Genomic DNA, 25345 nt, shown 5'->3' on the forward strand with positions numbered 1-25345 from the left:
GCGCCGGCCACGCCGAGGAGCATGGTGATGATGAGGCCGCCCGGATCACGGCCCGGCATGATCGCCTTGGCGAGTGCGCCAGCAATCAGCCCGATGATAGCAGTCCACAACAGTGACATAGCGTTGGCTCCGAAACAGGATTCGTAGTGCGACGCGCGAGCGCGCCGCGTGTGATTCTTCCTCTTGCATGTCCGGTGCCACGGCCATCCAGACTACGGCGTGGCGAGGCCCGGCATCGTTACTGGTGCGCCCGCTTCCTGCCATCCGCGCCATCCACCGATCACTGAATGGACGTTGGTGTAGCCCATCTGCTGCAACGAGTCGGCTGACAGGATGGAGCGAAAACCGCCACCGCAGTACAGGTACAGCGGTGTGGCGGGGTCCGGGACGAGCTTTTCTATATCACGCTCGATCACGCCGCGCGCCACATGAATAGCCGCCGTTGCATGTCCGGCATTCCATTCGCGATCTTCACGCACATCGATCAACACGGCGGCGGTGTCGGACTGTAGCGTGGCCAGTGTCTCGGGAATCGACACTTCATGCACGTTCGGGCGACGGCCCTCGACGTGGGCGAGAAATCCGGGGGAGTGGTCCATGCCTCAAGGTGGCCTCGTACCTTCCGCATATCCAGCACCGGCCATACCATTGGGTCGCGATTGTCGCGTCTGGTCCCAGCCGGTGGACTATGGCGGCCGCGTCGCATTCCGACACACCCGCCTCCGGGAGCTGCAGTGATGGGAACGAAGGGACGCCTGTCGATCATGATGTTCCTCCAGTACTTCGTCTGGGGATCATGGTTTGTGACCATGGGCACGTATCTCGGGCAGACGCTGCACTTCACCGACACCCAAATCGGTGCCGCCTACGGCGCCACGGCAATCGCCGCCATTGTGTCGCCGTTCTTCATGGGCATCGTGGCCGATCGGTTCTTTGCCAGCGAAAAGCTGCTGGCGGCGTTGCATCTCATCGGCGCCGTGTTCATGTACCTGATGTCGCAGCAAACCGAATGGAGCGGCTTCTATCCGCTGCTCTTGGCGTACGCGTTCTGCTACATGCCCACGCTGTCACTCACGAACTCGATCTCGCTGCACAATGTGAAGGACTCGACGCGCGATTTCCCCATCATTCGCGTGTTTGGCACGATCGGCTGGATTGTGGCCTCCGGCATTCTGGTGGGCTTTGTGTTGCACGCCGACAAGCTGGCGGTGCCGATGCAGATCTCGGCCGCCGGCTCGATCGCATTAGGCCTGTTCTCGTTCCTGCTGCCGCACACCCCGCCCCGCGCTGCCGGCGCGCCATTCAGCCTGCGCGATGCCATCGGCCTTGATGCCCTGCAGCTCCTGAAGCGTCCCGACTTCGTGGTCTTCATACTCGGCTCGTTCCTGCTCTGCATCCCGCTGCAGTTCTACTACGCGTTCGCCAACCCCTTCATGAACGAGATCGGCGTGCCGAATGCGGCGGGCATCATGTCCTTCGGCCAAGCGTCGGAGGTGGGCTTCATGCTCCTCCTGCCCTTCGCGCTGCGCAAGCTCGGCATCAAGTGGATCATGCTGGTCGGCATGCTGGCGTGGGGTCTGCGGTACTTCGCCTTCAGCCGCGGCGACGCGGGCACGGGCATGTGGCTCATCTATGCGGGCATTCTGTTGCACGGCGTGTCCTACGATTTCTTCTTCGTGGCGGGGCAGATTTACACCGACGAAGTGGCCGGACCGAAAGTGCGCGCCGCCGCGCAGGGTTTCCTGAACCTCGTCACGAACGGCTTGGGCTACTTCGTCGGCGCAGCGGTGTCGGGCCGTGTCGTGAACCGCTACGCGAGCAGCACCACGGGCGTCACCTCGCACGACTGGCTGCAGGTATGGCAAGTAGCGGCAATCGGCGCCGTCGTGGTGTTCGTCATGTTCTTGCTCCTCTTCCGTCCGTCTGCCAGCGTCGAGCGCTCGGCGGCGGCGGCGTCCTGACGCCAACGCATGACTCCGCCAGCGTCCGTGCCGCCATTGGTGGAAGCCTGCTGTGATTCCGTATATACCGCACGCGCCGCCCAGCAATATGGTGCCGGCCGAGTGGAACTCTGCGGTCCTGGCACCGGTGGCACCACGCCGTCGCTCGGCCTGATCGTCCGCTGCCGGGATGAACTCCGCATCCCGTTGCACGTGATGATCCGGCCGCACACGAACAGTTTTCGGTACGACGACGACGACGTGGTCGTGATGTGCAGCGACATCGTGGCCGCGAAGTCGCTCGGGGTCGACGGCATCGTGCTCGGTCCGCTGCACAGCGACAACACGGTTGATGCGCAACAGCTCGCCGAGTTCGTGGCGGTGGCCCGCCCGATGAAGGTGGCTTTTCATCGGGCGTTTGATCATACGCCCGATGCTTTCGACGCCCTCGACCACCTACTGATGCACGGCGTCGATTACGTCCTCACGTCGGGGCATAGTCGCACAGCACTACACGGGACATCGAACCTGAAGGCGCTTCAGGCGCGGGCCGGCAGTCAGCTGGTCGTGTTGGCCGGCGGCGGCGTCCGCGCCGACAACGTGCATCGCATTATTGAACAGAGCGACGTGCGTGAGGTTCACGCACGCGCCACCGATCCCGCAATTATCCGGGACCTCGTGCGGGCGTGGGAGACAGCGAAGTAAAAGGTGAGAAGCAACTTGATCCGAGGGAACGACTCCATGCGCTTGCTGATCTTAGCCGTCCTGCTGATACGGCCCGCGACCGCGCGCGCCATGCCGGTAGACAGCAGTACGTACGCGATCATCCCGCGGCCGGTGGTGCTCACGCCGAAGCGAGGCGCGTTCACGCTGACCGCGCGAACCGTCGTGCACACCGACGCGGCATTCACGGGCGTCGCGCGACGGTTTGCGCGCGACGTAGCAAATCCAACCGGCTTCGATCTCATGGTCGTGCGCCGCGCGACGGCGGGGAGCGCGGCGGCTGGCGGAATCGCGCTCGTTCGCACACCAGCGCTTGGCCCCGAGGCCTATTCGCTCGATGTGTCACCTAGCGGGGTGGTGATCAAGGCGAGCGCGCCGGCCGGTGCGTTCTACGGGCTCGAAACACTCAAACAATTGCTGCCGGCGGCGATTTATCGCGATGCGCCACTGGGCACCACGGTGTGGCGCGCCGCGGCCGTCCATGTGGAAGACGCACCGCGCTTTTCGTGGCGGGGGTCGCACCTCGATGTGGCGCGGCATTTCGAATCGAAGGAGTTCGTCAAGAAGTACATCGACCTGCTGGCGCGTCACAAAATGAATCGCTTTCACTGGCACCTCACGGAAGATCAGGGATGGCGCCTTGAGATCAAGAAGTATCCGCTGCTAACGGCGATCGGATCCTGTCGCGAGCAGACGCTCGTTGGCCCGTATGTGTCGGACCCGACGCAGCGCGTGTTCGATGGCAAGCGCCACTGCGGCTTTTACACGCAGGACGACGTGCGCGAGGTCGTGGCGTATGCGGCCGAGCGTATGATCACGGTCGTTCCGGAGATCGAGATGCCGGGGCATGCGCAGGCGGCGATTCACGCGTACCCGCAGCTGTCGAGCAGGCCAGACTCCAGCCCTGGCGTCCTGCAGCTGTGGGGCGTCAGCGACTTCATCCTCAACCCCACCGAGAGCACGGTGACGTTCATGCAGGATGTGCTCACCGAAGTGCTGGCGCTCTTCCCTGGGCCGTTCATCCACATTGGCGGCGACGAAGCGGGCAAGGCACAGTGGAAAGCGAATCCGCAGATTCAAGCCCGAATCAAAGCACTCGGTCTCAAGGACGAGCACGAGATGCAGAGCTGGTTCATCCGGCAGATGGACACGTTCCTCACGGCGCGCGGCCGACGCCTGATCGGCTGGGATGAGATCCTCGAAGGCGGACTGGCCGAGAACGCGACGGTGATGTCCTGGCGCGGCATGGACGGCGGCATTGCCGCGGCGAAAGCCAATCACGATGTCGTGATGGCGCCGGGCAGTCATACGTACTTCGATCATTACCAGTCGCGCGACAAAACGAAGGAGCCGCTGGCGATCGGCGGCTTCACACCGATCGACAGTGTCTATGCCTTCGAGCCCGTGCCTCCGCAACTGTCGGCACGCGAGGCCAAACACATCCTTGGCGCGCAGGCGCAGCTGTGGACCGAGTACATGCCCAACGCCAAGCAGGTGGAGTACATGGCCTACCCCCGCATGGTGGCCCTGTCGGAAGTGCTGTGGAGCGCGAAGGTGCGGCGGGACTTCGCAGACTTCAGCGGGCGCCTGCCCACGCATCTCGCGCGGCTGGACGCCCTTGATGTGAATTATCGGAAGTGATTTACCGCGGCTTCCACGTGCCCTGCGCCACCTGCGGCACAAATTTGTCGATGTTGCGGGGCGGGAATGCGATGGTCTTGCCCTGCTCCGCACTCATGTAGGCCGTCATAAGCAGCTTGACGACGTCGAGTCCGTCGTGCCACGTGAGGGCTGGCTTCTCCTTGCCCAGGAAGGCGCGCACAAAGTGGCGGTCTTCTGCTTCGTAACCGTAGGCGATGGCTTCGTTCACCACCACGGGCATCTGGCCCGTTTCCGCCATCTGCTTCTCGACGATATCCTCGCCCGTCTTCCCCTTTACGGCGCGCGAGAAGAACAGGTCGAGCCCTGATTCGAGCGAGTTCCACTTCATCGAGTATTCCGGTCCAAGCAGCTCGGCGCTGAGTCGCAGACCGGGTCCGACGAAGCTCCAGCTGGTGGTGGCTTCGCCGATCGCCATCCCGCCGTCGGGCGTTTCGAATTCGATCGTCACACTGGCAAAGTCTTCGGATGGTTTCTTGAGATAATCGACGCCCATCGTCTTCTTGAGCTGCGCCGCATACTCCTTGCGCGACCATTTGAGTGACGCAATGTGGCCCGTGACGCGCTTCGGCACGAGCGTCGTGAGCGACTCGCCTGGGGGCGTGAGCAGCTGTCGCACCACGAGCACCGAATGACACATCATGTCGTTCAACACGCCGCCGCCCTGCTGCTGGCCATTCCAGAACCACGGGCCGTGCGGACCGCTATGCTCCTCGGCCGCGCGCGCGAGATACGGGCGACCCGTGTTCGCGGCCCCACGCTTCCAGATCAGGTTGTGGCCGACGCTGACCTGTGGCGAGAAGTACTGATTCTCGAGATACCCGTGCATGATGCCGGCCTTCTCCACCAACTTGAGAATGTGCTTCGCTTCGGCCACCGTGCGACCGAGCGGCTTCTCGCAGGCAATGCCCTTGAGCGTCGCCTTACCCGACGTCACGGCCGCACAGACTTCTTCGACGTTCTCGATGCGCGCGTGATTGGGTCCGTTCAACCAGATCGCGTCGATCGCGGGATCGCACACCATTTCGGTGATCGACCGGTAGGCCTTGCATTCGCCGATATCGAGTTCGCGGGCGTACTTCGCGGCTGAGGCGGCGTTCTTCGCGTTGGGACTCCACACGCCGAGCACGTCGGCATCACGCACCTGCCGAAAGCCCTGCATGTGAAAGCGCGCGTTGAATCCGGATCCGATGAAACCGATGCCAAGGCGAGGAGAAGACATTACTTGTGCGAGGGGTGAGAGGAGGGAGAAATAGCGGCCACGCGCTTGCGCTCTTGCTCTACCAGCAGCCGCCGCAGAATCTTGCCCGATGGCGACTTGGGAATCACATCGACGAACTCGACCTGGCGCACCTTCTTATACGACGACACGCGCTCGGCGATAAACACCATGACTTGGTCGGCGGTGAGCGGTGCGCGCAACACGACGAATGCCTTCGGGATCTCGCCAGCATCGGCATCCGGCACGGGAATCACTGCCGCATCCGCGATCGACGGATGCCCCAGCAGCAGCGCCTCGAGTTCGGCCGGCGCGACCTGCAGTCCCTTATACTTGATGAGTTCCTTCACGCGATCGACAATCTGATACCATCCCTGCTCATCGACCACCGCGATATCGCCGGTCTTGAACCAACCATCGCTCGTCATGCAGGCGGCCGTAGCTTCGGGCTTGTTGAAGTACCCCTTCATCACCTGCGGACCACGCATCCACAGCTCACCGGGCTCGCCGGGTGCGCAGTCGTGACCGGTGGCAGGATCGACCAACCGACATTCGGTGTTCGGCGCCGACGGGCCGACTGACTCCAGCACGACGCGGTGGTCGTCCATTGGATGGAAGTGCGTGACCGGACTGGTCTCGGTCAGACCGTACCCCTGACGTACCGTCAGTCCCAACCGCTCTTGGCACGCCGACGCGAGCTCCGCACCGAGTGGCGCCGCGCCACTGAACAGGTACTTGAGATGCGACAGGTCGTAGTTCGCCACGATTGGATGCTTGGCCAACGCCAACAGGATCGGCGGCACGATGTTCGCCATGCGGACCTTGTGGTCTTGCAGCACGCTGAGCACCTGCTCGAGATCAAAGCGCGGCAGTGAGACGATGCACGCGCCCTGTCGCAGCGCGCCGCCCATGACCACGACCATGCCGTAAATGTGAAAGAATGGCAGGACGCCGAGCACGCGACTGTCGCTGCCGATCACCTCGGTGATGGCCTGCATCTGAAGCAGATTGGCGACGATGTTCCGATGCGTCAGCATCACGCCTTTCGGGATGCCTGACGTGCCGCTGGAGTACGGCAGTGCGGCCACATCCGTCGCGGGATCGATCTCGACCACAGGAGGCGTGCGGCCGTGCGCAAACAGCTCGCGATAGGGTGTCGCGCCCTCGGCTTCACCGAACACGACGATTTCGCGGACGGTGCTGGCGAGTCGCGCCGCAGCCGAGCACTTCTCGAACAAGTCGGGTATCGTGACGATCATCAGCGCTTCACTGTCGGCAAACTGCGCACCAATTTCTTCCGCCGTCGCGATCGGATTCACCGTGGAGCAGATCGCGCCAATCGAAGCGGCCGCATAGAATACGACAGGGAAATCCGGGAGGTTCGGACTCACGAGCCCGACGACATCGCCCTTCCGGATGCCGTGCGCGTACAGACCGGCCGCCACATGATGTACCGCATCGGCCAGCTGCGCATAGGTGTAGCTCTGTCCCGTGACAGCGCACACGATCGCGAGGTGGTCGGGGAACTCCGACACACGCTCGAGCACGAAAGGCACGAGCGGCGTGTCGGGAATATCGAGGTCGGGATACGGACTGCGAATGATCGTTGCTTCGCCCATGAACGGCTCCGGCAAGCGGGGGGACGGAGGTGCGTCTGGCGAAGCTACAGCGCTACGCGACTACCACAAGCCGACCTTTCCTTTCACCGATTCGATCAGGACCGCGGGGTCATAGCCCACACCCTGGCGAAACACCAGCTGCACCTTTCGGATATCGCCGATGTTAGCGGCCGGATTTCCGTCGATGACCACGAGATCGGCCAGCTTGCCCGCCACGATCGATCCCGTCAGTGCACCGCGGCCCAAGTAGTTCGCACCGTTCAGCGTGCCGATGCGGATCGCTTCCAGCGGCGAGAATCCGGCTTCCACCAGGAGTTCGAGCGCGCGCTGATTGGAGTAGCCGGCAATCACGCCCCCACCACCGGTGGGATCGGTGCCCACGATGAGCGTACCGCCGGCTTTGGCGAACGCGCGCTCCATCGCCATCCCTTTGGGAAACGCCTTCGTATACACCGACTGCGCGTTGCGCTGCGTCGCCGCATAGCGCTGCGCAAACTGCTCACGCAGCGGCTCGATGAGCACGTCGGTGCCTGGCGGCATGGGCCGGCCCGGCGTAAACGTCTCGAAGATCGTGAGCGTACTCGTGACCGCGATGTTCTTGTGGATGAGATACGTGAACAGCGCCTGCACCTCGGCGCTCTCCGGGTCGGCCTGCGCCAGCATGCTTTGCGCGGCGCCGCCGCGACCGCTGCAGGTATCGAGCTTCTTGCCGGGCACGAAATCATTCATGGCGAAGAAGCCGTGCTCGAGATCATCGATACCGGCGTCGGCCGCTTCCCGATAGGTCACCGAACAAAGATGCCCTGTGATCTTGAGACCGCGCTGGTGCGCGGCATCAGCCGCCGCCTTGAGCTGGTCGCGCGTGATGTTCATGTACGCTTTGAACGACGTCGCGCCTTGATCGGCCCAGTACTCCACCAGCTTCCGGGCGTCGCTCGAGTCTCGCAGGATGGTGACCTGATTAAAGCCCATTCCGGGCCCTTCGAGATACGGCGCGGTGGCGTCGATCCATGGCCCCGGCTTCTCGCCCCGCGCGATCGCCTTGGCAATCAGCAGCTCGGCAAAGCCATTCATGTTGCCGCCGGTGCGCATGCTGGTGACACCGCCGGCGAGATACAGGCGCGAGAAACTCTCGGTGAGATTGCCGTAGGTGCCGGCGCCGACGGGATAGTAGAGGTGCTCGTGAACCATCACCAGACCCGGTATCACGCTCTTGCCCATGAGATCCATCACTTGCGCGCCCGCTGGCACGGCCACGGTGCCCGCCGCACCGACGGCCGCAATACGCCCATCGCGCACGATGATCGTCTGCCCGTCGCGTGCCGCGGCCCCGGTGCCGTCGATCACCCGCACGTTCGTGAGCGCCAAGACGTTCGTATCCACCTTCACGTACGAGCGCGTAGCGGGTCCCACCGGTGCGCGCTGCGCTCTCACGGGACGTGCCGCCGCGGGTTCTGCCACCGCCAAACACAACGCGGCGCACGCGATCTTCGCTGAGAACCGGGGCATTTCTCAGTACCTCAGCATCGCGGCGGCACTGGCGCGGATCGACGCCAGCGGATCGGTGGGCTGGTCGTGTTCGATGAACCAGTGCGTGAGGCCGAGCGCGCGGCCCTTCGCGAGCAGGGTCTTGAAGTCGATCGTACCGGCCCCCACGTCGAGCATCTTCCGCTCCGGCGCTGCGCTCGCGTCCTTCACGTGACAGCAGATCACGCGACCCGCGTGCTTGGTCATGATCTCCAGCGGATCGTGCCCCGCCTTCACCGCCCAGTACAGATCGAGCTCGAGTTTCACCAACGACGGATCGGTCTGCGACGTGAGGATGTCATAGCCGGTAGTGCCATCAACGGGCGCGAACTCGAAGTCGTGATTGTGATACGCGAACTGAAGCCCAGCCTCCTTGGCCTTCTGCGCGCCCGTGTTGAGCCGCTCCGTGAGACGCAGCCAATTGTCGCGTGGGCCGCGATAGTTGTTGCCGACAAAGGGCACAATCACGATGTCGTGCCCCATCCCCTTGGCGCGATCGAAGATCACCGGCCACCCGTCGTCCGTGGCGGGCAGCGCTTCGTGAGTCGCGGGGGCAATGAGTCCGTGCTGTTTCAGCAGTTCCGTCCACCACGCCGGCGATTTGTCGTAATAGCCCGCGAATTCGAGCTCGGTGATACCGGCGGCGGCAACGGCGGCTATGGTGCCTTCGATATCCTTCGACAGCGCACTGCGAACGGTATACAGCTGCAACCCGATGCGGCCGATACGACGACGATTCACGACGTCACCCGACGCCGCCTGGACCAACGCGGGCCACCCGGCGCTGCCGGCCACACCGGCGGCGAACAGCTGCAGCACCTCACGACGCGAGAGCGCCGATGGACCAGCAGAAGACGGGTGCATGATCAGACTTCTCCGTTGGCGAGATGCGTCAGGGAATCTCCCGTTACGCGGTACACGGTCCACTCATCCTGCGGACGCGCGCCGAGTTTCTCGTAGAAACCGATCGCATCCACGTTCCAGTCGAGCACCGACCACTCAAGGCGTCCGCACTCACGCGCCACGGCCTGCTGGGCGAGATACTGCAGGAGCGCTTTTCCAATGCGGTGCCCGCGAAACGCCGGACGCACAAAGAGATCCTCCAGATAGATCCCGGGGCGCGCCAGAAAAGTCGAAAAGTGGTGAAAGAACAGCGCAAAGCCCGCCGACGCGCCATCCCAGTCGGCAATGACCACTTCGGCGTAGGGGCGCGCGCCGAACAACGCGGCATCGAGCAGCGCATCCGTCGCGACGCATTCGTGGCGCAGCTTCTCGTAATCAGCCAGACCTTCAATCAGCTCGCGGATCAGGGGAACATCGGCCCGCGTGGCAGCGCGCAATACCAGCGACATCGGCGGCGTCTCCGTTATTTCGAGGTGGTCGACGGCAGCGCCTGGCGCGATGCGAGACGGGCGGCAATGCGCGCGAGGCGCTTGCGGTTCACGCCGAGATCACTCGCTCCAACACGCGACGCGGAGCGGAAGTGATACACCTGCGCAATCGGATCGACGACGATGTCGACGTCGTCGACGAAACGGAACAGAAAACTCTTGCACTCCGCGTGCAGATATCCATCGCGTTCGGCGGTGAGCGTCGTGCGAGGTTCGGCAAGGAGCGCGACTTTGGCGCGCGCCAACGCCGCCGCCGGCGCATCGGTGAAGGGCACCGTCGGCACGCGCTGCGATGCACGCGTGGCTTCACTGGAGACGCAGTTCGGCGTACTCGGACAGGGCGGCAACAACTTCTCGGCACTGATCGGCATAGGCGGTTGCCAGTAGAGCGTTGCGAGTGAGGCGATGATCAGGGAGCGGATCATCGCTTCACGAAGGTCCACTTCCTGGTGGACCGCGTAAGGATGGCATCGTACTCGCGCGTGCGCACCCGGACTTCCGGTAGCACATCGATGGCGAGGTGGGCCAACATCAGCTCCGTGAGCAGCGGCGTGGAGAGTTCACTGCTCTCGAGGGTATAGGTCGTGCCGCCCAGCGGGATGGAGACGACGCGCATTTTCGGCGTACTCGACGCGTGTCCCAGCTCGCGCAAACCGTCGGACGACATCTGAATCAGCGAGTCGCCGCCGACCACGGCGCGCTCCGGACTGTTCGCCGAGGGGACGAACCAGACCTCGGTGAAATTCTTTTGTGCCAGCGTGACCGGCACGAACTGCCCGAGACCGTTTCCGGGAGCGGTGGCGGCGAGGCCGCGCAGCAACGCGCGCGCCGTGCCGCTGGCCAACACCGTGTCCACCGGATCGCGCACCACCATGCCGCTGCGCGAGGCGGGCGTCGGGCCCGGGTTGCGGAGGGCGAACTGCACTTTCACCTGCATGCCCGGCGGTGTCTCGGTGAGTTGGCCGAAGATGCCGCGCCATTCGCTCTGCTGCTTGATGCAGGTGAGCGACCAGCCGCGGTCCACTCCGCCGAGTGCCCCGGCGCGAAGCGCATTCACGGTCGCCTCGAGACAGCGCAGGTAGCCGAGAACGTCGACCGCTCGGGAGTTTCGCTCCGCGAAGATGCCTTCGAAGGTGGTGGGCACCTTCGTGAAGTCGGGCAGCTTCTGTGCGGGCGGCGGCGGCGTGGCGGCTTTCTGCCTCGTGCTGCCAGACGCTTGCGCCGGCAACACGGAGGCCGCGGCACAAACGGCGCTCAATGCAAGCGCTTCGAACAGTCGACGGGCAACGGAGATCATGACGGCAGGCTGGAGAGTCGGCATCAACGGGGCAATCTAGCCACGTGAAGCGGTCACTGTTGTACTCCACTCGGGCCCGCGCAGCACCCGGGCCAGCCGCCGCCTACCCCGCCCCGTATATTCCCCCGCCATGCCTGTCCTCCCGGAGTTTGCCACGCGCCTTGCCGACCGCTACCGCATCGAGCGAATACTTGGTGAAGGCGGCATGGCCACGGTCTACCTCGCGGAGGACCTGCGCCACAAGCGACAGGTGGCCATCAAGGTCGTACGCCCCGAACTCGGGGCGGCCCTCGGCGCCGAGCGTTTTCTGCGCGAAATCGAGACGACCGCCAGCTTGCGGCATCCGCATATCCTTCCGCTGTTCGATTCCGGCGAGGCCGCGGGGCTGCTGTACTACGTCATGCCACTCGTCGAGGGTGAGTCACTGCGCGACCGGCTGACACGGGAACGTCAGCTGCCAATCGAGGATGCGCTCTCCATTGCGAGGGAGGTGGCGGATGCCCTCGGCTACGCCCACGCGCGTGGCGTCGTGCATCGCGACATCAAGCCCGAGAACATTCTGCTCGAGGCTGGACATGCCGTGGTTGCCGACTTCGGTATCGCGCGCGCGGTGAGTGTCGCCGGCGGCGATCGACTGACACAGACCGGTCTCGCGGTTGGCACACCGCTGTACATGAGCCCCGAACAAGCGGCGGCCGAAGGCGACCTGGACGGCCGAAGTGATTTGTACAGCCTGGGCTGCGTGTTGTTCGAGATGCTGGCCGGACAGCCACCGTTTACAGGGCCCACGGCGCACGCCATCACGCGACAGCACATGGTGGCCGACGCGCCGCTGATCACGAATTTGCGTCCGGCTGTGTCGAACGAGATTGCTGGCATTCTGCGGCGCACCTTGGCGAAAGATCCGGCCGACCGATTCAGTTCAATCGCCAGTTTTCTGCAGGCACTTACCTCGTCCACATCAGCGCCTGCGACTGAACGCCCACCGTCGCTGCGTTCACCGGCTCGCAGTGGTGGCGCGCGGTCACCGTGGCTGGTAGGTGCCGTAGTGGTTGCGCTCCTGGTCGCCGGGGCGTTCGCGGCGCGGTCGTTTTTCGGAGGCGGGGCGCGCACCTTCGAGCGCATCGCCGTGCTGCCGTTGGACAACGGAACCGGGGATACGACCCAGCTGTTCTTTGCCGACGGCATGACGCGTGAGTTGATTGGCGTGCTGAGTGATGTCGGGGTACGCGTGCTGGGACACCGCGCCGTGGCGCCGTACCGGGCTTCGACACTGTCGGGCGCCGCGATTGCCAAGGCATTGGATGTCGACGCGCTGGTGAGCGGCACCATCATGCGAGTGGGTGGCGAGGTGCAGGTGGCGGTCGAGCTCACCGACCACGCGTCAGAAAGCCTGTGGGCTCACACGTTTTCGCGGCCCGCAACGGATGTCGTCACGCTGCAACGCGAAATTGCCGGCGAGATCGCGCGTGGCATTCGCGCGCGGCTGACCCCCGATCAGGCTCAGCGGCTCGCGGCGACACGACCGGTGGAGCCACGAGCGTATGCGCAGTACTTGCTTGGTCAGGAGCAGGCGAACCTGCGCACGCCAAGCGGCTTTCAGCGCAGCTTCGGGCACTTCGAGCGGTCCATCGCCATCGATTCGACGTTCGCGCCGGCGTGGGCCGCCTTGGCCATGTCGAGTGCGTATGCCCTGATCTATCAAACCGCACCGCGTGATTCCGCCCGCGCCCTCCTCGAACGTTCGGCGGCACGGGCGATGTCGCTGGACGAACAGCTGGGGGACCCGTACTACGCGCTCGCCACGTTGCGGGCCCACGTCGACTGGCAGTTTGCCGAGGCGGATCGCCTCTTTCGTGAAGGCCGCAAGCGGACGTCGAACACGCAAGCCATGGCATTGTACGGATGGGTGGCTTGGGAGATGGGGCGTTCGGTCGAAATGGAGACCAACGCACAGGCGCTCGTGGCGCAGGAACCGACCACGTCGCAATGGCGCAGTGACATGGCGTGGGGTTACTGGTCGGCGCGCAACATGGCCAAGGCGCGGATGGCCGCGGAATCTGCGGTGGCGGTCGACTCGATGTTTTACGAAGCGCACGACGTGCTGAGTCTGATCGAAATGGACGCTCGTAACTTCGAAGCCGCCGATCGGGCGCACGCCCGCGCCACGACATTGGCCGGTGGTGACTACTGGGTTCGGCAGTTCAACACCGGCATGATCGCGGCCGCTCGCGGCGACACCGCCACCGTACGACGGATGCTTCGCGAGTTGGACGGCGATCCGCGATTGGCGCAGCGGGCGGGACTGCTCTACATGACGGGAAATACGGAGGCGATGTACACGATGTTTGATCGTGCGATAGCCGTGCGGGACCCCGACCTCCTGCAAGTGGCGAACGCGATGCCGTTCCTGTATCCGATTCGTAAGGAGCCGCGGTATCAGCGGATGCTGGAGAAGATCGGGTTACCGTCTGCGTTGCGCTGAGACGTCGTTCCCGCGTCCCGCCGTACGGCCGACGCCTCATGTCCCGTGAGCGTCTCCTGCTCGAGCAACGCGTCAGCCAGCACCTCCAGCGCTGGACGACGTTCGCGGAACATCTGCATCACGTCGTCATACCCTGACGACAGAATCGCGCCCACGTCGGTGTCCATGGGCGAGTGCATGGTCCCGCTCACCGGGCCGGAGTCCGGATCGAAAGTCATCAGCCCCGTCGATTGCCCCATCCCCAACTTGTAGACCATCTGCTTGGCGATGCGTGTGGCCTGCTGCAGGTTGCTGCTGGCCCCGCTCGTGACCGCGGCGCTGCCGTAGTTGAGTTCCTCGGCGGCGCGCCCGCCGAGTGCCTTGCGAATCTGCCCCTGGAGGTAGTGACGCGCATGAAGGTGCAACGCGGCGGCTGGCTGGAAGAACGCCACACCCATCGCAGCGCCGCGCGGCTGGATCGTCACCGCGTGCAGCGGGTCGGTGGGACAGAAGACCAGGCCGGACAGCGCGGGCTCCGCTTTGTGCAACGCAGCCTCGTTGCGCAGCCCTTCCAGATCAGCACCGCTCGCCCCCGCATGAGACGCGCCAAGCGCCCCATTTCGACATCGGCGGCGAGCGGCATTGGTCGCTGGGGGGCGTACAGCCCCGAGGTCGCACTGAAGCCGTCGAGTTCGACCAGGAACTGATTGAGCGTGCGTTCGTTCTCGGGGTGCTCGCCGGTGCGCCCACGCCGGCCGCCCAACGAGTCGATCTCGTCGATGAAGATCACCCCGCCCCCCGAGTGGTGCCCATCCCGACGCAGCGCTTCGCGCCGCGCCAGAAGTCGACGACCTCGTGCCGGTCGGTGAGCGCGGCCGTGTTGCCCGCCACATCGGCGACGGTGGTGCGCGTCCCGGAGTACTTGCCGGAGCCTAACTCGAAGTCTCCGCCGCTGCCTGGCGATTGTCGCACGTCCTACGCATAGAGGACGAAGCCGACGCCTGCCGCGACGAGGCGCGTGACGACGAGGGTCATGGCCTCGTCCCCGACGCATTCGGCGCTGCGAGCCACCCGCGCAACGCCGCACCAGACTGGATCACGATCGCATCGATCTGGTGCGCGGACAGTGCCGTCAGCAGCTCACTGTAGCGCATGGCGATCGGCCGCGGCGACCTCGACGCACGAGCGGAATACAGGCGGGCGGCACTGCCGAGGACGGCCGCCGCAACGAGCGCGGTGGCTGTCCAGCGCGTTACGGGTTAACGGAGCGAAACGCATGGGGCGACCAGCAGCGAGGAAGGGGAGAGTCAGTGGAACGACTCTCTGCTCGCGGCTCTCGCAACCGTATATTGCCAAGGCGCGTCACAAAAGCCGGAGCATTGGGTTGGTTTCGCGCGTCGCGTGGCGAAGTGCAGGAGCACCTCGTATTCATTGACGAGCCGCGAACGCGAAAAAGACTTCTCGCAGACAACGACAGATGGCCGACGACTCAGACACGCGGACAACCGGCGCCACGATTGCGATTATCGTGATTGCGTCGCTCGCGTGCGCCTACACCTTGTACTTCGCTCGATCGTTTCTCGTACCGATCGCGTTTGCGATCCTGCTTGACTTTCTGTTCAGCCCGCTGGTTCGCGGAATGCAGAAGCTGTACATCCCAGCGAGCGCAGGAGCAGCGATCATCGTCATCGGCCTGATCGCCGTTGCGGCATTTGGCTCCTACACCCTGTCGGGACCAGCACAGAAAATGCTGCGCGACGCGCCGACAACCATCGCGCGAGTGCGGAGCAAGGTCGACAAGGTCGTTCGGCCGCTTACAGAGGCGACCTCGACGGCGTCGAAGGCCGCGAAGGAAGTCGCCGTTATGAGTGATAGTACGAGTCCGGCTGAAGTCACGGTGGTGGGTCCTTCAGTCGCCTCCCAGCTGGCCGAGACGGTTCAACGCATGCTGGCCGCCGTCTTTCAGGTCGCATTTCTGTTGTTCTTCCTGCTCGCCGGCGGCGACCTGTTCCTCGAGAAGACGATTCGTGTCATTCCAGTGCTGCAGGACAAGAAAAAAGCGGTCCGCATCGCCCGCGATGTAGAATCGGCCGTCTCGGTATATCTCATCGCGAATCTCGGCATCAACTTTATGGCAGGCGTCATGGTGACGGCGGCCATGTGGTTCCTCGAGATGCCAAATCCGGTGCTGTGGGGTGTGTTGACGGTGGCGTTGGAATTCATCCCGTTTGTCGGTCCGCTGGCGCTGATGGGGTTACTCACGGTCAGCGCCCTTGGCGTGTACGACTCCGTCGGTCAAATCCTCCTCGTACCCGGCGCCTATTTCGTGGTGAATCTTATTCAGGGCAACATCGTCACCACACTCGTACTCGGCCGGCGGCTTGCTCTCAATTCTGTGGCGTTGTTCATTGGACTCGCGTTCTGGTTTTGGGTTTGGGGAGTTGCCGGTGCTTTTATCGGAGTTCCGCTCATGTCGATCATCAAGATCTGCTGCGATCACATCGAGGTATTGCATCCGATCGGCGAGTTTCTTGGTGCCCGCGACGAGCCGGCTCGCGCGGCGGCACTTCCGGATGCGTCCACGGCCTGAGTGCGCTTCGATGCGGCATCCGGAGGTAAGATGCAGGTCGTCTGGGTGCGTCACATATCGTGCGGCTGATCGTCCGATCGGTGACGGCGAAGGTTTCCATCCCCTGATCGCCTACGCGCCGGTGCCCAGCGTTACCTCCGGCGACCAGCGCTCACCAAGCAGCAGGCGCACCGCCGCGTAATTCTGATCAAGCGCCGCCGCCACCACCGCACGGCCGCTGAGCGCCCCGATCACGTTGCCAGTACCGGAGTAGCCACCCAGCGCCCACACGCCCTTACGGACCTGCTCCAGCACCGGCAAACCGCTCTCCGTGTACCCGGCGCTCGCCGCCCAGCGATGCGTGATGGGTGCTGCCACACCCAAGTGCCCGCGCACGAAGGTTTCGAGCATCTGCTGCACCGCATCGGTGGGCGTCGCATCGAGACTCCACTCGTTCGGGCCGGCCTGATCGCGGAAGCCACCAATCGCGAGCGAGCCATCCGGCAACTGTTGCCAGTACTCGTACCCTTCGCGGTAATACATCGGGCATGGCACCGTGATCTCGGTGGTCGGCGCCGTGGCCAGCATCTGCAGACGCGCGGTGCGCAGGCGGCCGACGAGTTCGGGGAGCAGCAGCTCGAGCCGGCCGTCGACGGCCACGATCACGCGATCGCAATGCACCATGCCCTGCGCGGTGTCGACCCGCGTGCCCTGCACCGCCGTGACAGGCGACCGCGAAAACAATTGCGCGCCATCGCGCACGGCCTTCTGCGCCAGCACGCGACAGCGCGCCAACGGATTGAACGACGCGTCGGAGGCGAAGGTGAGCCCGACGCCATCAGCGGCGTCGTACCATTCGCAGGCGAGGCCGTCGGCCTGCATAGCCTCCATCTGCGCCTGGCAATCGCCGATTTCCCAGGCGTCGGCCGCAATACGGCGTGAGCCCACGAAGCGCACCGTTCCGGGTGCCGCCACGGCAATCCGCTGCATTTCGACCAACGTGGCCCGATAGATCGCCAACGCACGGTCGCGACCATGCTTGCGTACCGCGTCGTGATAGAAATCGTAGGCGCCGGCCAGCAGAAACCCACCGTTTCGGCCGGCCGCCCCCGCCGCCACGTCGGCGGCGTCGAGTCCGACCACGGTCTCACCGCGAGCGAGTAATTCTTCGATCACAGTGAGTCCCGTTCCGCCGAGTCCGATCACGCAGGTGCCGGCGGTGATCTGGCCCTGCAGCGACGGGAAGGGAGTCCACGTACCGTTGTCCCAGACGGGCTGGTTCGCGGTGGGTTGGCGATCGATCACGATGACTGTGTCGGGGTACGGGAACGACAAGCTGCGTGCGGGAGCTAGCGCAGGGCGCCGCTGCCAGGCGCGCTCTCGACGCGGGCCCCGTGCGACGAGGCGGGAGCGATACGGTACAGGCCATTGCGCTCTCCCAGCAACCCCACCGCGGCATCAATGAGCGGATCACGTGTGCTGTCGTAGTTGGCTGGATCCCACGTCATTGCCAGATGCGGCGCCACACCCCGTCCCTCGATGGGGCGCCGATCGGGGCCGAACTCCAGCCAGCGCGGCACCGTGAATTGCCATCCGTTGCCCAGCGCAAACGTGGCCGGATTGCCCGATGCGCCGCCGGTCGTATCCCCCACCACCGTGACCTGCGGCAAGGTGCGCATCGCCGCCACAAAGCTTTCCGTGGCGCTCAAGCCACCGCGTCCCGACAGCACCACCACCGGTTTGGTGAACTGCCATCCCCCGCGTGGAGTGATCGTGCGCGCCAACGGCATCTCGATGCCCTTGACCATCGAGTCGGTGCGGATCTCCACGTACGACGCTGCGAAGGCGCGTGTCGTGAAGCGGCTCACGAAGGCGAGCGCGGTCTGATCGGTCCCGCCGGCGTTGGCACGCACATCGATGATCAGTCCGGGGGCGTCGCGCATTCGGGCCAGCGCCAGATCGAGCGCCTCCTGGCTCACGGGATCTTTCCAGGCGCCGATATACAGGTAGGCGTATCCCCCGACGGTGCCTTCGCCGAAGTCGCGACTGTGCGCGAGATAACTCGCGTCACGCATCGCCGACTCCCACCGCGTCCGCTCGAAGTTCGCCAGCCCCGCCGGCCGGAACGTGGGCACCACCTGCCCTCGCGGATCGACGAGCCACACGTGCAGATCACGTAACGGCGTCAGCAAGTCGACGAGCACGGCAATTAGTTCGTCCTGCGAGCGCGCCCGCTGCGCGCGAGCGCGATACGTGGCACGTTGGGCACGCCAATCGACGCGCTTGAAGGCGAACGACGGATAGACCTCATCGAATCGCGTAAAGAGCGTATCGAACTGATCCACAAACGAGCGCGTCTGTGCTGCGGAGACACTCGCATCCGCGGGCGGGCGACGCGAGGGGACAACACAGGCGACACCCGACGCGGTAGCGCCCAGCGCGAGCCACACTTTCCAGTGCCCTGCGCATCTCATACAAGGACGATGGGGTCTAGACCACTCAAGGTCCAGAGCGCCGGCGCCGTTCGTCCCTGAATTCGGAACGCATCCCGCGAGGTGGCCCCGCCGGCATTGGGCCGTCCTCAGTCCCCGGCGAGCCCTTTGGCAACCTGGCGCACCAATACCGCCAGCTCCGGCGAGCTCTGAATCGACTGGAAGAATCGCCTCTGAAAGTCGTCCCCTTCGGCATCGGCTTTGAGCAGCTTGAGCGACTGTTCAAAGAGCGCGGTGGCCTCGACGCTGCCCAGCGGCCGCTTCTTGTCGGACGTACGCTCGTCGATCAGCAGCACCATCTGACCCATTGGCCGAAGCCACTCAAACCAGGGATCGTTGATGACGATCTGCAGAAACGCGCTGTTGTTGGCGATCCGGCCGTGCTCCTTCTCGAACCGGTTTCGCTCGGCCTCGAGCAGGCCGCGATGCACCCGCAGCAGATCGTTCCGAACGCCGTCAAGGTGACGGAGTTCAGTAGCCGTGGCTACAGGCACCTCGATATGCGAGGGCGGTACAGCGAGACGCGGCCCGGCGTCAGGCGCGACCTCAGCGGTCGAATCGGTCATAAATGCCTCCGAACGCGCCCGGGGGCGCGAGTGATTCTATAGGGGTACGGCCGAAAGATATCGCGGTGCCTTCACGAACGTCGGCGCAGGTCGCGATACTTCCGGAATGCCTATCGCTTTTCCTACCCCTCCGGCGCGGCCGCGGGCCGTCGCTTGCTTATCTGTGTCACGGCGCATAGCGCTATTGAGTGCGAGCTTGACGGCGCTGTGCGCCGTATCTCCGTCGCTCGCCGTGGGGCAGACGCCCACGCCGTGGCGGACCGCGCGGCAGGAACATCTTTGGCTGGCGACCTTCGTCGATCAGCCTATTACGACGCGATGGGCGTTTCTGGGCGACGTGCAGTGGCGACGGACCAACGAAGGCGACAACCCGCAGCAGCTGCTCACGCGCGGGTCACTCACCTATCGCATCACACCGGGATTTCGACTCGGCGCCGGAATCAACTACGTCGCGACCGCCCCCTACGGCGAACTGCCGTCGGCCCGCCCGCTGCGCGATCGACAAATTTTCTACATCGCGCAGATCAACCAGAAGCTCGGTGGCGCCGACGTGATGCACCGCTATCGGTTCGAGAACCGGTGGCTGGCCGATGTGCTGGAGGATGTGTCGGGCAAAGATTCCCTGAGCGCATCACGCTTCGCTCGGCGCGCCCGCTACATGATTCGCGGATCGCGACCCGTGGGCGGACTCGCGCTGCGACGTCAGCCAGTACTTGGCATCGTGCAGAATGAACTGTTCGTCGGGCTGTCGCGAGCCGATCGCGGGGTGGCCGTGGACCAGAATCGCTTTTCGTTCGGCGCCGGATTACCGCTGTCGACCACGAAGCGGCTCGACGTGCTCTGGCTGCAGCAGTGGATCCCTGTTTCGCGCGCGCGCGCCAGCGAGAACAATGGGACGCTGTGGCTGGTGCTCAATCACACGGGCAAGGCGCGGCAGTAAACTTGGCGGGCGGGTCGTCCTACCCGGAGCGTTTCGGCGATGCGTTGCGCTTCGGATTCGGGGGCGCGTAGCATCGGCGGACTTTTGCTCGTTTGCTCTTGTCCTCTGTGTGATCAGTTCCTCGGCGGCAGCACCGCACGCCAGCAGGTAGCCGACTACCGTGTCCGTCGTTGATTCTCACCCGGTTCCAGGAGCCATTTCAGCATGTCGGAGCACGTTCGCTGCGCCACCGTAGGCGCCCGGCTCTCCGCGCTGGGCCTCACACCGGCCGCGCTCACGGCGCAGGCGTCAGCGCAGCGCCCACATGTCAGCGTCATGCTCAGCGGCGCGACCGACACCCGCACTGCGTCGCACAAAGAGCCGATCAACGGCGCGTTCCGCACCATGGCCGTTCAACTGTCGCGACCGCTGTTCACGGTTAGGGGCATGCACGTGGCATGGCTCGGTGAGATCATGCCGGCCATGCTGGTGACGGTTGGGGCGCCATCCAATCGCCTGCCCACGCCCGCCAATGACCCGGCTGAGGCGAACGACCCGCGGCGGCTCGCACGCTCTCAGGTGCGCGATGTTTTCGGCGTCGGCTTCGCACCACGGGGGGCAGAAGCCGCGTTCTCGCTGGGCGAGAAAACGCAACTGCCTGTTCAACGTCACCTCCGGCGTGGCGTGGTTCGCGCGCGTCGTGCCGTACGGTAAGGCCACGCAGGCCAACGTCACCGTGGCGCCGGGGCTCTTCCTCGAGCGTCGTATCGGACGTCGTCAGGCGCTCGCCGTGGGATAGCAACGACATCACTTGTCGAACGCGAGTATGGGCGGTGCGAACCCGGGCATGAACTCGCACATTGTTTCGATGCGTGGGTCGACGTTGCGATAACGCACGGAGGGTGTGGACACCGAAGGGCGCGATACCGCCACTCACTTCCGTCGTCACGCACTCTAGTTTGCCACGGTATGTCGATGCGCCTCCCGCCGCCCGTTCTAGCCCCGCCCGAGACTCCGATGCCGCTTCTCGCTCCGCGATCCCACTCCTCCTCCCTGCTCTTTCGCCGCGTGCTGTCGGCGGCGCTGCTGCTCGCTCTGGCACCGGTGGCCCTCGCCGCGCAGGGTGCCACACCGGCCGCGACGCCCGGAGCGAAGAAGGCGCTGACGATCGACGACTACGGCAAATGGCGCAGTATCGACGGCGCGTCGATTGCCGGCGACGGCGGCTGGGTCGTGTACGGGCTGAAGTTCGCCAATGCGCTTCCCGCTGACGGAAAGCCGGTGCTCAGACTCCGGAACCTTCGCACCAACGCGGAGATCGAACTCGCCAACGCGTCGCAGGCGCAATTCTCACCCGACTCCCGCTGGCTCGCCTACCTGGTAGAGCCGCCCGCGCCGACCCGCAGTGGCGTCCGCTCGGCCGATTCGACAGCGGCACCTGCAAGCACGCCAACTAGCACGCCACCCGTTACGCCACCCGTTACGCCACCAACCACACCGCCGCCTGGCACGCCGCCCGTCGCACCGGTGTCCATGCCGACCGGCACCCCTCCCGCGGTCCCGGCCATCACACCACCTGGAACAACACCAGCGCCACCCGCCGCCGGTGCGCACCCTGCAACGCCGCCACGCCGATATGAGCTGCGCGAACTGACCACCGGTCGGACCATCGCCTTTCAAGACATCCAGAGCGTGGCGTTCTCGCCCACCTCGACGCACGCCGTTCTCCGCCACCGTCCCGCCACGGCAGCCGGCGCTGGGGCGTCTACTTCCGCGGCCGGTGGAGCCCCTGGCGGAGGCGCTCCGGGCGGCGCGGGGGGCGCCGGCGCCGTGGCGAGCAACGCCCCTCGCGGCGTCGATGTCCTGGTGCACTCGCTCGAAACGGGCCGCACACAATTCCTCGGCAGCGTCGGTGACATCGCCTTCAACAAGACCGGCACTCTGCTCGCGTACACGGTCGACGCGAGCGTACGCGATGGCAACGGACTGTTCGTGCTCGACCTGCCGAGCGGCCGCACCGATGTGATCGACAACGATTCCCTGCGCTACACGCGCCTCACGTGGAACGATCGCGGCACCGGTGTGGCCGTCCTCAAGGGCCGCGACGTGGAGCGCCTGCGCGAGCGTGACAATCGTCTGCTGGTGGTGCCCGACGTTACCGCGCGCACGTCGGTGCTGTTCGACGCATCGAAGGCCACCGGTTTCCCGAACGGATTCATGGTGAGCGACCGCGCCCCGCTCGCCTTCAGCGACGACGGTGCCCGTGTGTTCTTCGGCACGATCGGACAATCGGCGGCGCCCGACACGGCCCGCCGTCGCAGTACCGACTCGATTGCCGACGTGGATGTGTGGCGTACACAGGACGAGCGTGTGCAGTCGCTGCAGATGAACACCGTCGACGCCGATCGCAATCGCACGTATCGGCAAGCGTTCGACGTAGCAGCGCAGCGGTTTATCCTGCTTGCCGACTCCAGCATGCGCGACCTCGAGCTCGCCGTAAACGGCCCGTGGGCCGTAGGGCGCGACGGCCGCGCGTATTTGTCGGACTACAAGCAACCCGCCTTCGACTACTATCGCGTGGACACCCGCACCGGTGCGCGCAGGCTGATGTTCAAGGGCGTGCTAGCCAACGGCGGTGGACTCACGCCGGATGGCCGTTTCTACCTGTACTGGAACAACGCGAAGTGGAACGCCTTCGACATGGCAGCGGCCACCTCGAAAATACTTGGCGGCGGTGAGGCGCCGAGCTTCGTGGACATGGAGGAAGATCATGTGGTGGTGCGTCCGGCGTACGGCATTGCCGGCTACACCACAGACAGCAGCGCCGTCGTGGTGCAGAACCGCTTCGATCTGTGGCTGCTGCCACTCGACGGCACGGCCGCGCGCAACCTCACGAACGGCGTGGGCGCGCGTGACCGGGTGGTGTATCGCTATGTGCGCACGCAGCCGCTCGACTCCACTGTCAAGCGAGGTGCCCGTGTGGCACGCGAGATCGACCTCACGCAGCCGCTCACGCTGTCGATGTACGGGGAGTTCACCAAGAAGGCCGGCTTTGCGAGGCTCTACAACGGTGCACTCAAAACGCTCGTGTATACCGACGCGGCGTACTCCAACCCCACGCGTGCTACCAACGCCGACCGCTACCTCTTCACGCGCCAGACGTTCTCCGCGTATCCCGATTTGCAGGTGGCGGGCGCGGACATGGCCGACGCAACGAAAGTCTCCAACGCCAATCCACAGCACGCCGAGTACATGTGGGGTCGCCGTGTGCTGTTCGATTACACGACGCGCCGTGGCGACAAGCTGCAGGGTATCCTTGCGCTCCCGGACGACTACGGGGCGGGGCAGAAGCGTCCGATGCTGGTCACCTTCTACGAGAAGAACTCGCAGACGATGCATCGGTATCCGATGCCGTCATACATCACGGGTATGGGTGCGATGCCGGTGGAAGCACTGAGCCGCGGGTACATCACCATGCTACCCGACGTGGCCTTCCACACGGGCTCATCGCACAGCGACATGCTCGACGCGGTGGAGGCGGCCACGAAGAAGGTGATCGCCATGGGCTATGCCGACCCCAAGCATATTGGCGTGCACGGTCACAGCTACGGTGGCGAGGGCGCGGCGTTCATCGCCACGCGTTCCAAGATGTTCGCGGCCGTGGGCATGGGTGCCGGCGTGACCGATCTGTACACCGACTTCAGCCAGAGCTGGGGCTGGACCTACCAGGTACAGGGCGGCAGCGGCGCCAACGCGCATGGCTACTACATGACCGGTCAGGGCCGCTGGGGTTTCTCGCCGTGGGACAAGCCTGACGTGTACCGTTTCGAGTCGGCGCTCACGCACGCGCCGCGCGTGTCGTCGCCGGTGCTCATCATGCATGGCACCGCCGACCCGACTGTGTCGTTTACCGAGGGTATGAACTTCTACAGCGCGCTGCGCTACCTCAAAAAGGATGCCTATATGTTGGCGTATCCGAACGAGGGGCACGGCCTGCGCGGCTTTGCGAACCGTAAGGATCTCACGACGCGGTATTTCCAGTTCTTCGATCACTATCTCAGGGGCGCCCCGGCACCGAAGTGGATGACGGATGGCGTGCCGTTTGTGGGCAAGGCGATGGCGAAGGACGCGAAGTAGCATTGATGGTTTTTCACCTCCACCCGTCACGTTGATCATGCGTTACCCCGCTCTACTGGGTTTGCTTGTTTTTTCCACCGTTGGATGCGACAAGAGCCGACCGGTCGAGGCGCCTGCGCGTGCGAACGCCACGGCAGTTTCGGCCATCACGCCGGGCGGCACGATTACCGGGACCGTGCGTGAGCAGATCCCGGTCGATCCATACGTGTATGTGCGTCTCGCGACCGCCAGCGGCGAGCGGTGGGCCGCGGTGAACCAGGCGCCGCTCACGGTGGGGTCGTCGATCACGGTGTACAACGTGCTCCCGATGGAGCAGTTCGCCTCCAAGACGCTCAACCGGACGTTTGAGCGGATCTACTTCGGGGCGCTCGAGCCCGCGCGTGGTCTTATCAGTGGGTCACCCGCCAGCGTGGGAGGCCCCAATGCGTCGGCGGCATTGCCTGAAACACCGCCGGCCCCCGACGCCAAGGTCGGCCCGATCGTGCGGGCCCGCAGCGCCGATGCGCGCACGATCAGTGAACTGTGGACGCAGAAAAGTCATCTCGCTGGAGCGACCGTGACGATCCGCGGCGTAGTCGTGAAGTACAACGCCGGCGTGATGGGCAAGAACTGGATCCACCTGCAGGACGGCAGTGGCGATGCGGCGCGCGGGACGCACGACGTGGCGGTGACAACACTGGACACCGCTGCAGTGGGCGACACCGTGACGATCACCGGCACGGTGCGCACCAACCGTGACGTTGGTGCGGGTTACACGTTTGCGGTGATCGTGGAGGAGGCGAAGGTCACGGCACGGTAGGGATTCGCGGGCATTCGTGAAATC

General features: G+C 64.7%; 23 protein-coding genes. 9 read left to right on the forward strand and 14 right to left on the reverse strand.

The annotated features are described in order from the left end of the window. Positions 1–212: 212 nt before the first annotated feature. On the reverse strand, positions 213–599 hold the full coding sequence (locus ACLL97_RS05505; protein WP_411279477.1) for a rhodanese-like domain-containing protein: 387 nt from the start codon (positions 597–599) through the stop codon (positions 213–215). A 138-nt stretch (positions 600–737) separates the two neighbouring features. Between ACLL97_RS05505 and ACLL97_RS05510 the strand changes: the two genes are divergently transcribed. The 3 genes from ACLL97_RS05510 to ACLL97_RS05520 are packed head-to-tail and all read left to right on the forward strand — an operon-like array spanning position 738 to position 4304. Then, positions 738–1961, forward strand: coding sequence for a nucleoside permease (locus ACLL97_RS05510; protein WP_411279513.1), 1224 nt, complete (start codon positions 738–740; stop codon positions 1959–1961). Positions 1962–1970: 9 nt separating this feature from the next. Next, positions 1971–2645 (forward strand): copper homeostasis protein CutC, encoded by a 675-nt coding sequence (locus tag ACLL97_RS05515; protein WP_411279478.1) that lies wholly within the window; start codon positions 1971–1973, stop codon positions 2643–2645. 36 nt (positions 2646–2681) lie between these two features. Continuing rightward, a complete protein-coding gene (locus ACLL97_RS05520; RefSeq protein WP_411279479.1) occupies positions 2682–4304 on the forward strand; it encodes a beta-N-acetylhexosaminidase in 1623 nt (540 codons plus the stop codon). A gap of 1 nt (position 4305) precedes the next feature. Here the strand turns inward: ACLL97_RS05520 and ACLL97_RS05525 are convergent, their stop codons facing one another. From ACLL97_RS05525 to ACLL97_RS05555, 7 genes are read right to left on the reverse strand one after another with little or no spacing between them, the layout of a single operon-like run. Next, entirely contained in the window at positions 4306–5544 is a 1239-nt protein-coding gene (locus tag ACLL97_RS05525) for a Gfo/Idh/MocA family protein (RefSeq protein WP_411279480.1), read from the reverse strand. After that, on the reverse strand, positions 5544–7160 hold the full coding sequence (locus ACLL97_RS05530; protein WP_411279481.1) for an AMP-binding protein: 1617 nt from the start codon (positions 7158–7160) through the stop codon (positions 5544–5546). Before ACLL97_RS05530 ends, ACLL97_RS05525 begins: the two co-directional genes overlap by 1 nt. Before the next feature lie 60 nt (positions 7161–7220). After that, positions 7221–8669 carry an amidohydrolase family protein gene (locus tag ACLL97_RS05535; protein ID WP_411279482.1) on the reverse strand — a complete coding sequence of 483 codons (1449 nt, stop codon included), beginning with the start codon at positions 8667–8669 and terminating at the stop codon, positions 7221–7223. Positions 8670–8672: 3 nt separating this feature from the next. After that, positions 8673–9551 carry a sugar phosphate isomerase/epimerase family protein gene (locus ACLL97_RS05540; RefSeq protein ID WP_411279483.1) on the reverse strand — a complete coding sequence of 293 codons (879 nt, stop codon included), beginning with the start codon at positions 9549–9551 and terminating at the stop codon, positions 8673–8675. Positions 9552–9553: 2 nt separating this feature from the next. Further along, complete coding sequence (locus tag ACLL97_RS05545; RefSeq protein WP_411279484.1) at positions 9554–10039, reverse strand: GNAT family N-acetyltransferase; 486 nt, start codon at positions 10037–10039, stop codon at positions 9554–9556. 14 nt (positions 10040–10053) lie between these two features. Next, positions 10054–10503: a DUF1499 domain-containing protein gene (locus ACLL97_RS05550; protein ID WP_411279485.1), complete on the reverse strand. Its 450-nt coding sequence runs from the start codon at positions 10501–10503 to the stop codon at positions 10054–10056. After that, entirely contained in the window at positions 10500–11375 is an 876-nt protein-coding gene (locus ACLL97_RS05555) for a hypothetical protein (protein WP_411279486.1), read from the reverse strand. Before ACLL97_RS05555 ends, ACLL97_RS05550 begins: the two co-directional genes overlap by 4 nt. A gap of 130 nt (positions 11376–11505) precedes the next feature. On the opposite strand from ACLL97_RS05555, the gene ACLL97_RS05560 reads away from it, so the two are divergent. Beyond that, on the forward strand, positions 11506–13860 hold the full coding sequence (locus ACLL97_RS05560; RefSeq protein WP_411279487.1) for a protein kinase domain-containing protein: 2355 nt from the start codon (positions 11506–11508) through the stop codon (positions 13858–13860). Here the strand turns inward: ACLL97_RS05560 and ACLL97_RS05565 are convergent. Genes ACLL97_RS05565 through ACLL97_RS05575 form a run of 3 tightly spaced genes read right to left on the reverse strand, consistent with a single transcriptional unit; the run spans position 13815 to position 14811 of the window. Beyond that, on the reverse strand, positions 13815–14387 hold the full coding sequence (locus ACLL97_RS05565) for a hypothetical protein (RefSeq protein WP_411279488.1): 573 nt from the start codon (positions 14385–14387) through the stop codon (positions 13815–13817). The two genes, ACLL97_RS05560 and ACLL97_RS05565, sit on opposite strands and share 46 nt — an antisense overlap. Further along, a complete protein-coding gene (locus ACLL97_RS05570; protein ID WP_411279489.1) occupies positions 14321–14629 on the reverse strand; it encodes an AAA family ATPase in 309 nt (102 codons plus the stop codon). The genes ACLL97_RS05565 and ACLL97_RS05570 overlap by 67 nt, the downstream gene beginning before the upstream one ends. Beyond that, entirely contained in the window at positions 14626–14811 is a 186-nt protein-coding gene (locus ACLL97_RS05575) for a hypothetical protein (protein WP_411279490.1), read from the reverse strand. Before ACLL97_RS05575 ends, ACLL97_RS05570 begins: the two co-directional genes overlap by 4 nt. Before the next feature lie 505 nt (positions 14812–15316). Here ACLL97_RS05575 and ACLL97_RS05580 point away from each other — a divergent pair. Next, on the forward strand, positions 15317–16429 hold the full coding sequence (locus ACLL97_RS05580) for an AI-2E family transporter (RefSeq protein ID WP_411279491.1): 1113 nt from the start codon (positions 15317–15319) through the stop codon (positions 16427–16429). Positions 16430–16540: 111 nt separating this feature from the next. Here the strand turns inward: ACLL97_RS05580 and ACLL97_RS05585 are convergent, their stop codons facing one another. The 3 genes from ACLL97_RS05585 to ACLL97_RS05595 form a co-directional block, all read right to left on the reverse strand. Next, a complete protein-coding gene (locus ACLL97_RS05585; protein WP_411279492.1) occupies positions 16541–17713 on the reverse strand; it encodes an NAD(P)/FAD-dependent oxidoreductase in 1173 nt (390 codons plus the stop codon). Between the two features lie 44 nt (positions 17714–17757). Next, on the reverse strand, positions 17758–18753 hold the full coding sequence (locus ACLL97_RS05590; RefSeq protein ID WP_411279493.1) for a S41 family peptidase: 996 nt from the start codon (positions 18751–18753) through the stop codon (positions 17758–17760). Between the two features lie 236 nt (positions 18754–18989). After that, positions 18990–19466, reverse strand: a complete 477-nt coding sequence (locus ACLL97_RS05595) for a hypothetical protein (protein ID WP_411279494.1) — start codon at positions 19464–19466, stop codon at positions 18990–18992. 184 nt (positions 19467–19650) lie between these two features. Here ACLL97_RS05595 and ACLL97_RS05600 point away from each other — a divergent pair, with 184 nt between their 5' ends. The 4 genes from ACLL97_RS05600 to ACLL97_RS05615 all read left to right on the forward strand — a co-directional run bounded on the left by ACLL97_RS05600 (position 19651) and on the right by ACLL97_RS05615 (position 25321). Next, positions 19651–20406: a DUF2490 domain-containing protein gene (locus tag ACLL97_RS05600; RefSeq protein ID WP_411279495.1), complete on the forward strand. Its 756-nt coding sequence runs from the start codon at positions 19651–19653 to the stop codon at positions 20404–20406. Between the two features lie 204 nt (positions 20407–20610). Next, positions 20611–21099, forward strand: a complete 489-nt coding sequence (locus tag ACLL97_RS05605; RefSeq protein WP_411279496.1) for a hypothetical protein — start codon at positions 20611–20613, stop codon at positions 21097–21099. Positions 21100–21402: 303 nt separating this feature from the next. Further along, positions 21403–24522 (forward strand): prolyl oligopeptidase family serine peptidase, encoded by a 3120-nt coding sequence (locus ACLL97_RS05610; RefSeq protein WP_411279497.1) that lies wholly within the window; start codon positions 21403–21405, stop codon positions 24520–24522. Positions 24523–24559: 37 nt separating this feature from the next. Further along, complete coding sequence (locus ACLL97_RS05615) at positions 24560–25321, forward strand: nucleotide-binding protein (RefSeq protein ID WP_411279498.1); 762 nt, start codon at positions 24560–24562, stop codon at positions 25319–25321. The last annotated feature ends 24 nt before the right edge of the window (positions 25322–25345 follow it).

The organism is Gemmatimonas sp. (assembly GCF_046594945.1).
Classification (GTDB): Bacteria; Gemmatimonadota; Gemmatimonadetes; order Gemmatimonadales; family Gemmatimonadaceae; genus Gemmatimonas.

What these genes read in the sequence shown, in the direction of transcription:
- ACLL97_RS05510 (WP_411279513.1), top strand. Translation starts at nt 738, where the DNA reads ATGGGAACGAAGGGACGCCTGTCGATCATGATGTTCCTCCAGTACTTC.
- ACLL97_RS05560 (WP_411279487.1), top strand. Translation starts at nt 11,506, where the DNA reads ATGCCTGTCCTCCCGGAGTTTGCCACGCGCCTTGCCGACCGCTACCGC.
- ACLL97_RS05580 (WP_411279491.1), top strand. Translation starts at nt 15,317, where the DNA reads ATGGCCGACGACTCAGACACGCGGACAACCGGCGCCACGATTGCGATT.
- ACLL97_RS05520 (WP_411279479.1), top strand. Translation starts at nt 2,682, where the DNA reads ATGCGCTTGCTGATCTTAGCCGTCCTGCTGATACGGCCCGCGACCGCG.
- ACLL97_RS05610 (WP_411279497.1), top strand. Translation starts at nt 21,403, where the DNA reads ATGCCGCTTCTCGCTCCGCGATCCCACTCCTCCTCCCTGCTCTTTCGC.
- ACLL97_RS05515 (WP_411279478.1), top strand. Translation starts at nt 1,971, where the DNA reads ATGACTCCGCCAGCGTCCGTGCCGCCATTGGTGGAAGCCTGCTGTGAT.
- ACLL97_RS05550 (WP_411279485.1), bottom strand. Translation starts at nt 10,503, where the DNA reads ATGATCCGCTCCCTGATCATCGCCTCACTCGCAACGCTCTACTGGCAA.
- ACLL97_RS05505 (WP_411279477.1), bottom strand. Translation starts at nt 599, where the DNA reads ATGGACCACTCCCCCGGATTTCTCGCCCACGTCGAGGGCCGTCGCCCG.
- ACLL97_RS05595 (WP_411279494.1), bottom strand. Translation starts at nt 19,466, where the DNA reads ATGACCGATTCGACCGCTGAGGTCGCGCCTGACGCCGGGCCGCGTCTC.
- ACLL97_RS05545 (WP_411279484.1), bottom strand. Translation starts at nt 10,039, where the DNA reads ATGTCGCTGGTATTGCGCGCTGCCACGCGGGCCGATGTTCCCCTGATC.
- ACLL97_RS05540 (WP_411279483.1), bottom strand. Translation starts at nt 9,551, where the DNA reads ATGCACCCGTCTTCTGCTGGTCCATCGGCGCTCTCGCGTCGTGAGGTG.
- ACLL97_RS05525 (WP_411279480.1), bottom strand. Translation starts at nt 5,544, where the DNA reads ATGTCTTCTCCTCGCCTTGGCATCGGTTTCATCGGATCCGGATTCAAC.
- ACLL97_RS05605 (WP_411279496.1), top strand. Translation starts at nt 20,611, where the DNA reads ATGTCGGAGCACGTTCGCTGCGCCACCGTAGGCGCCCGGCTCTCCGCG.
- ACLL97_RS05615 (WP_411279498.1), top strand. Translation starts at nt 24,560, where the DNA reads ATGCGTTACCCCGCTCTACTGGGTTTGCTTGTTTTTTCCACCGTTGGA.
- ACLL97_RS05535 (WP_411279482.1), bottom strand. Translation starts at nt 8,669, where the DNA reads ATGCCCCGGTTCTCAGCGAAGATCGCGTGCGCCGCGTTGTGTTTGGCG.
- ACLL97_RS05530 (WP_411279481.1), bottom strand. Translation starts at nt 7,160, where the DNA reads ATGGGCGAAGCAACGATCATTCGCAGTCCGTATCCCGACCTCGATATT.
- ACLL97_RS05555 (WP_411279486.1), bottom strand. Translation starts at nt 11,375, where the DNA reads ATGATCTCCGTTGCCCGTCGACTGTTCGAAGCGCTTGCATTGAGCGCC.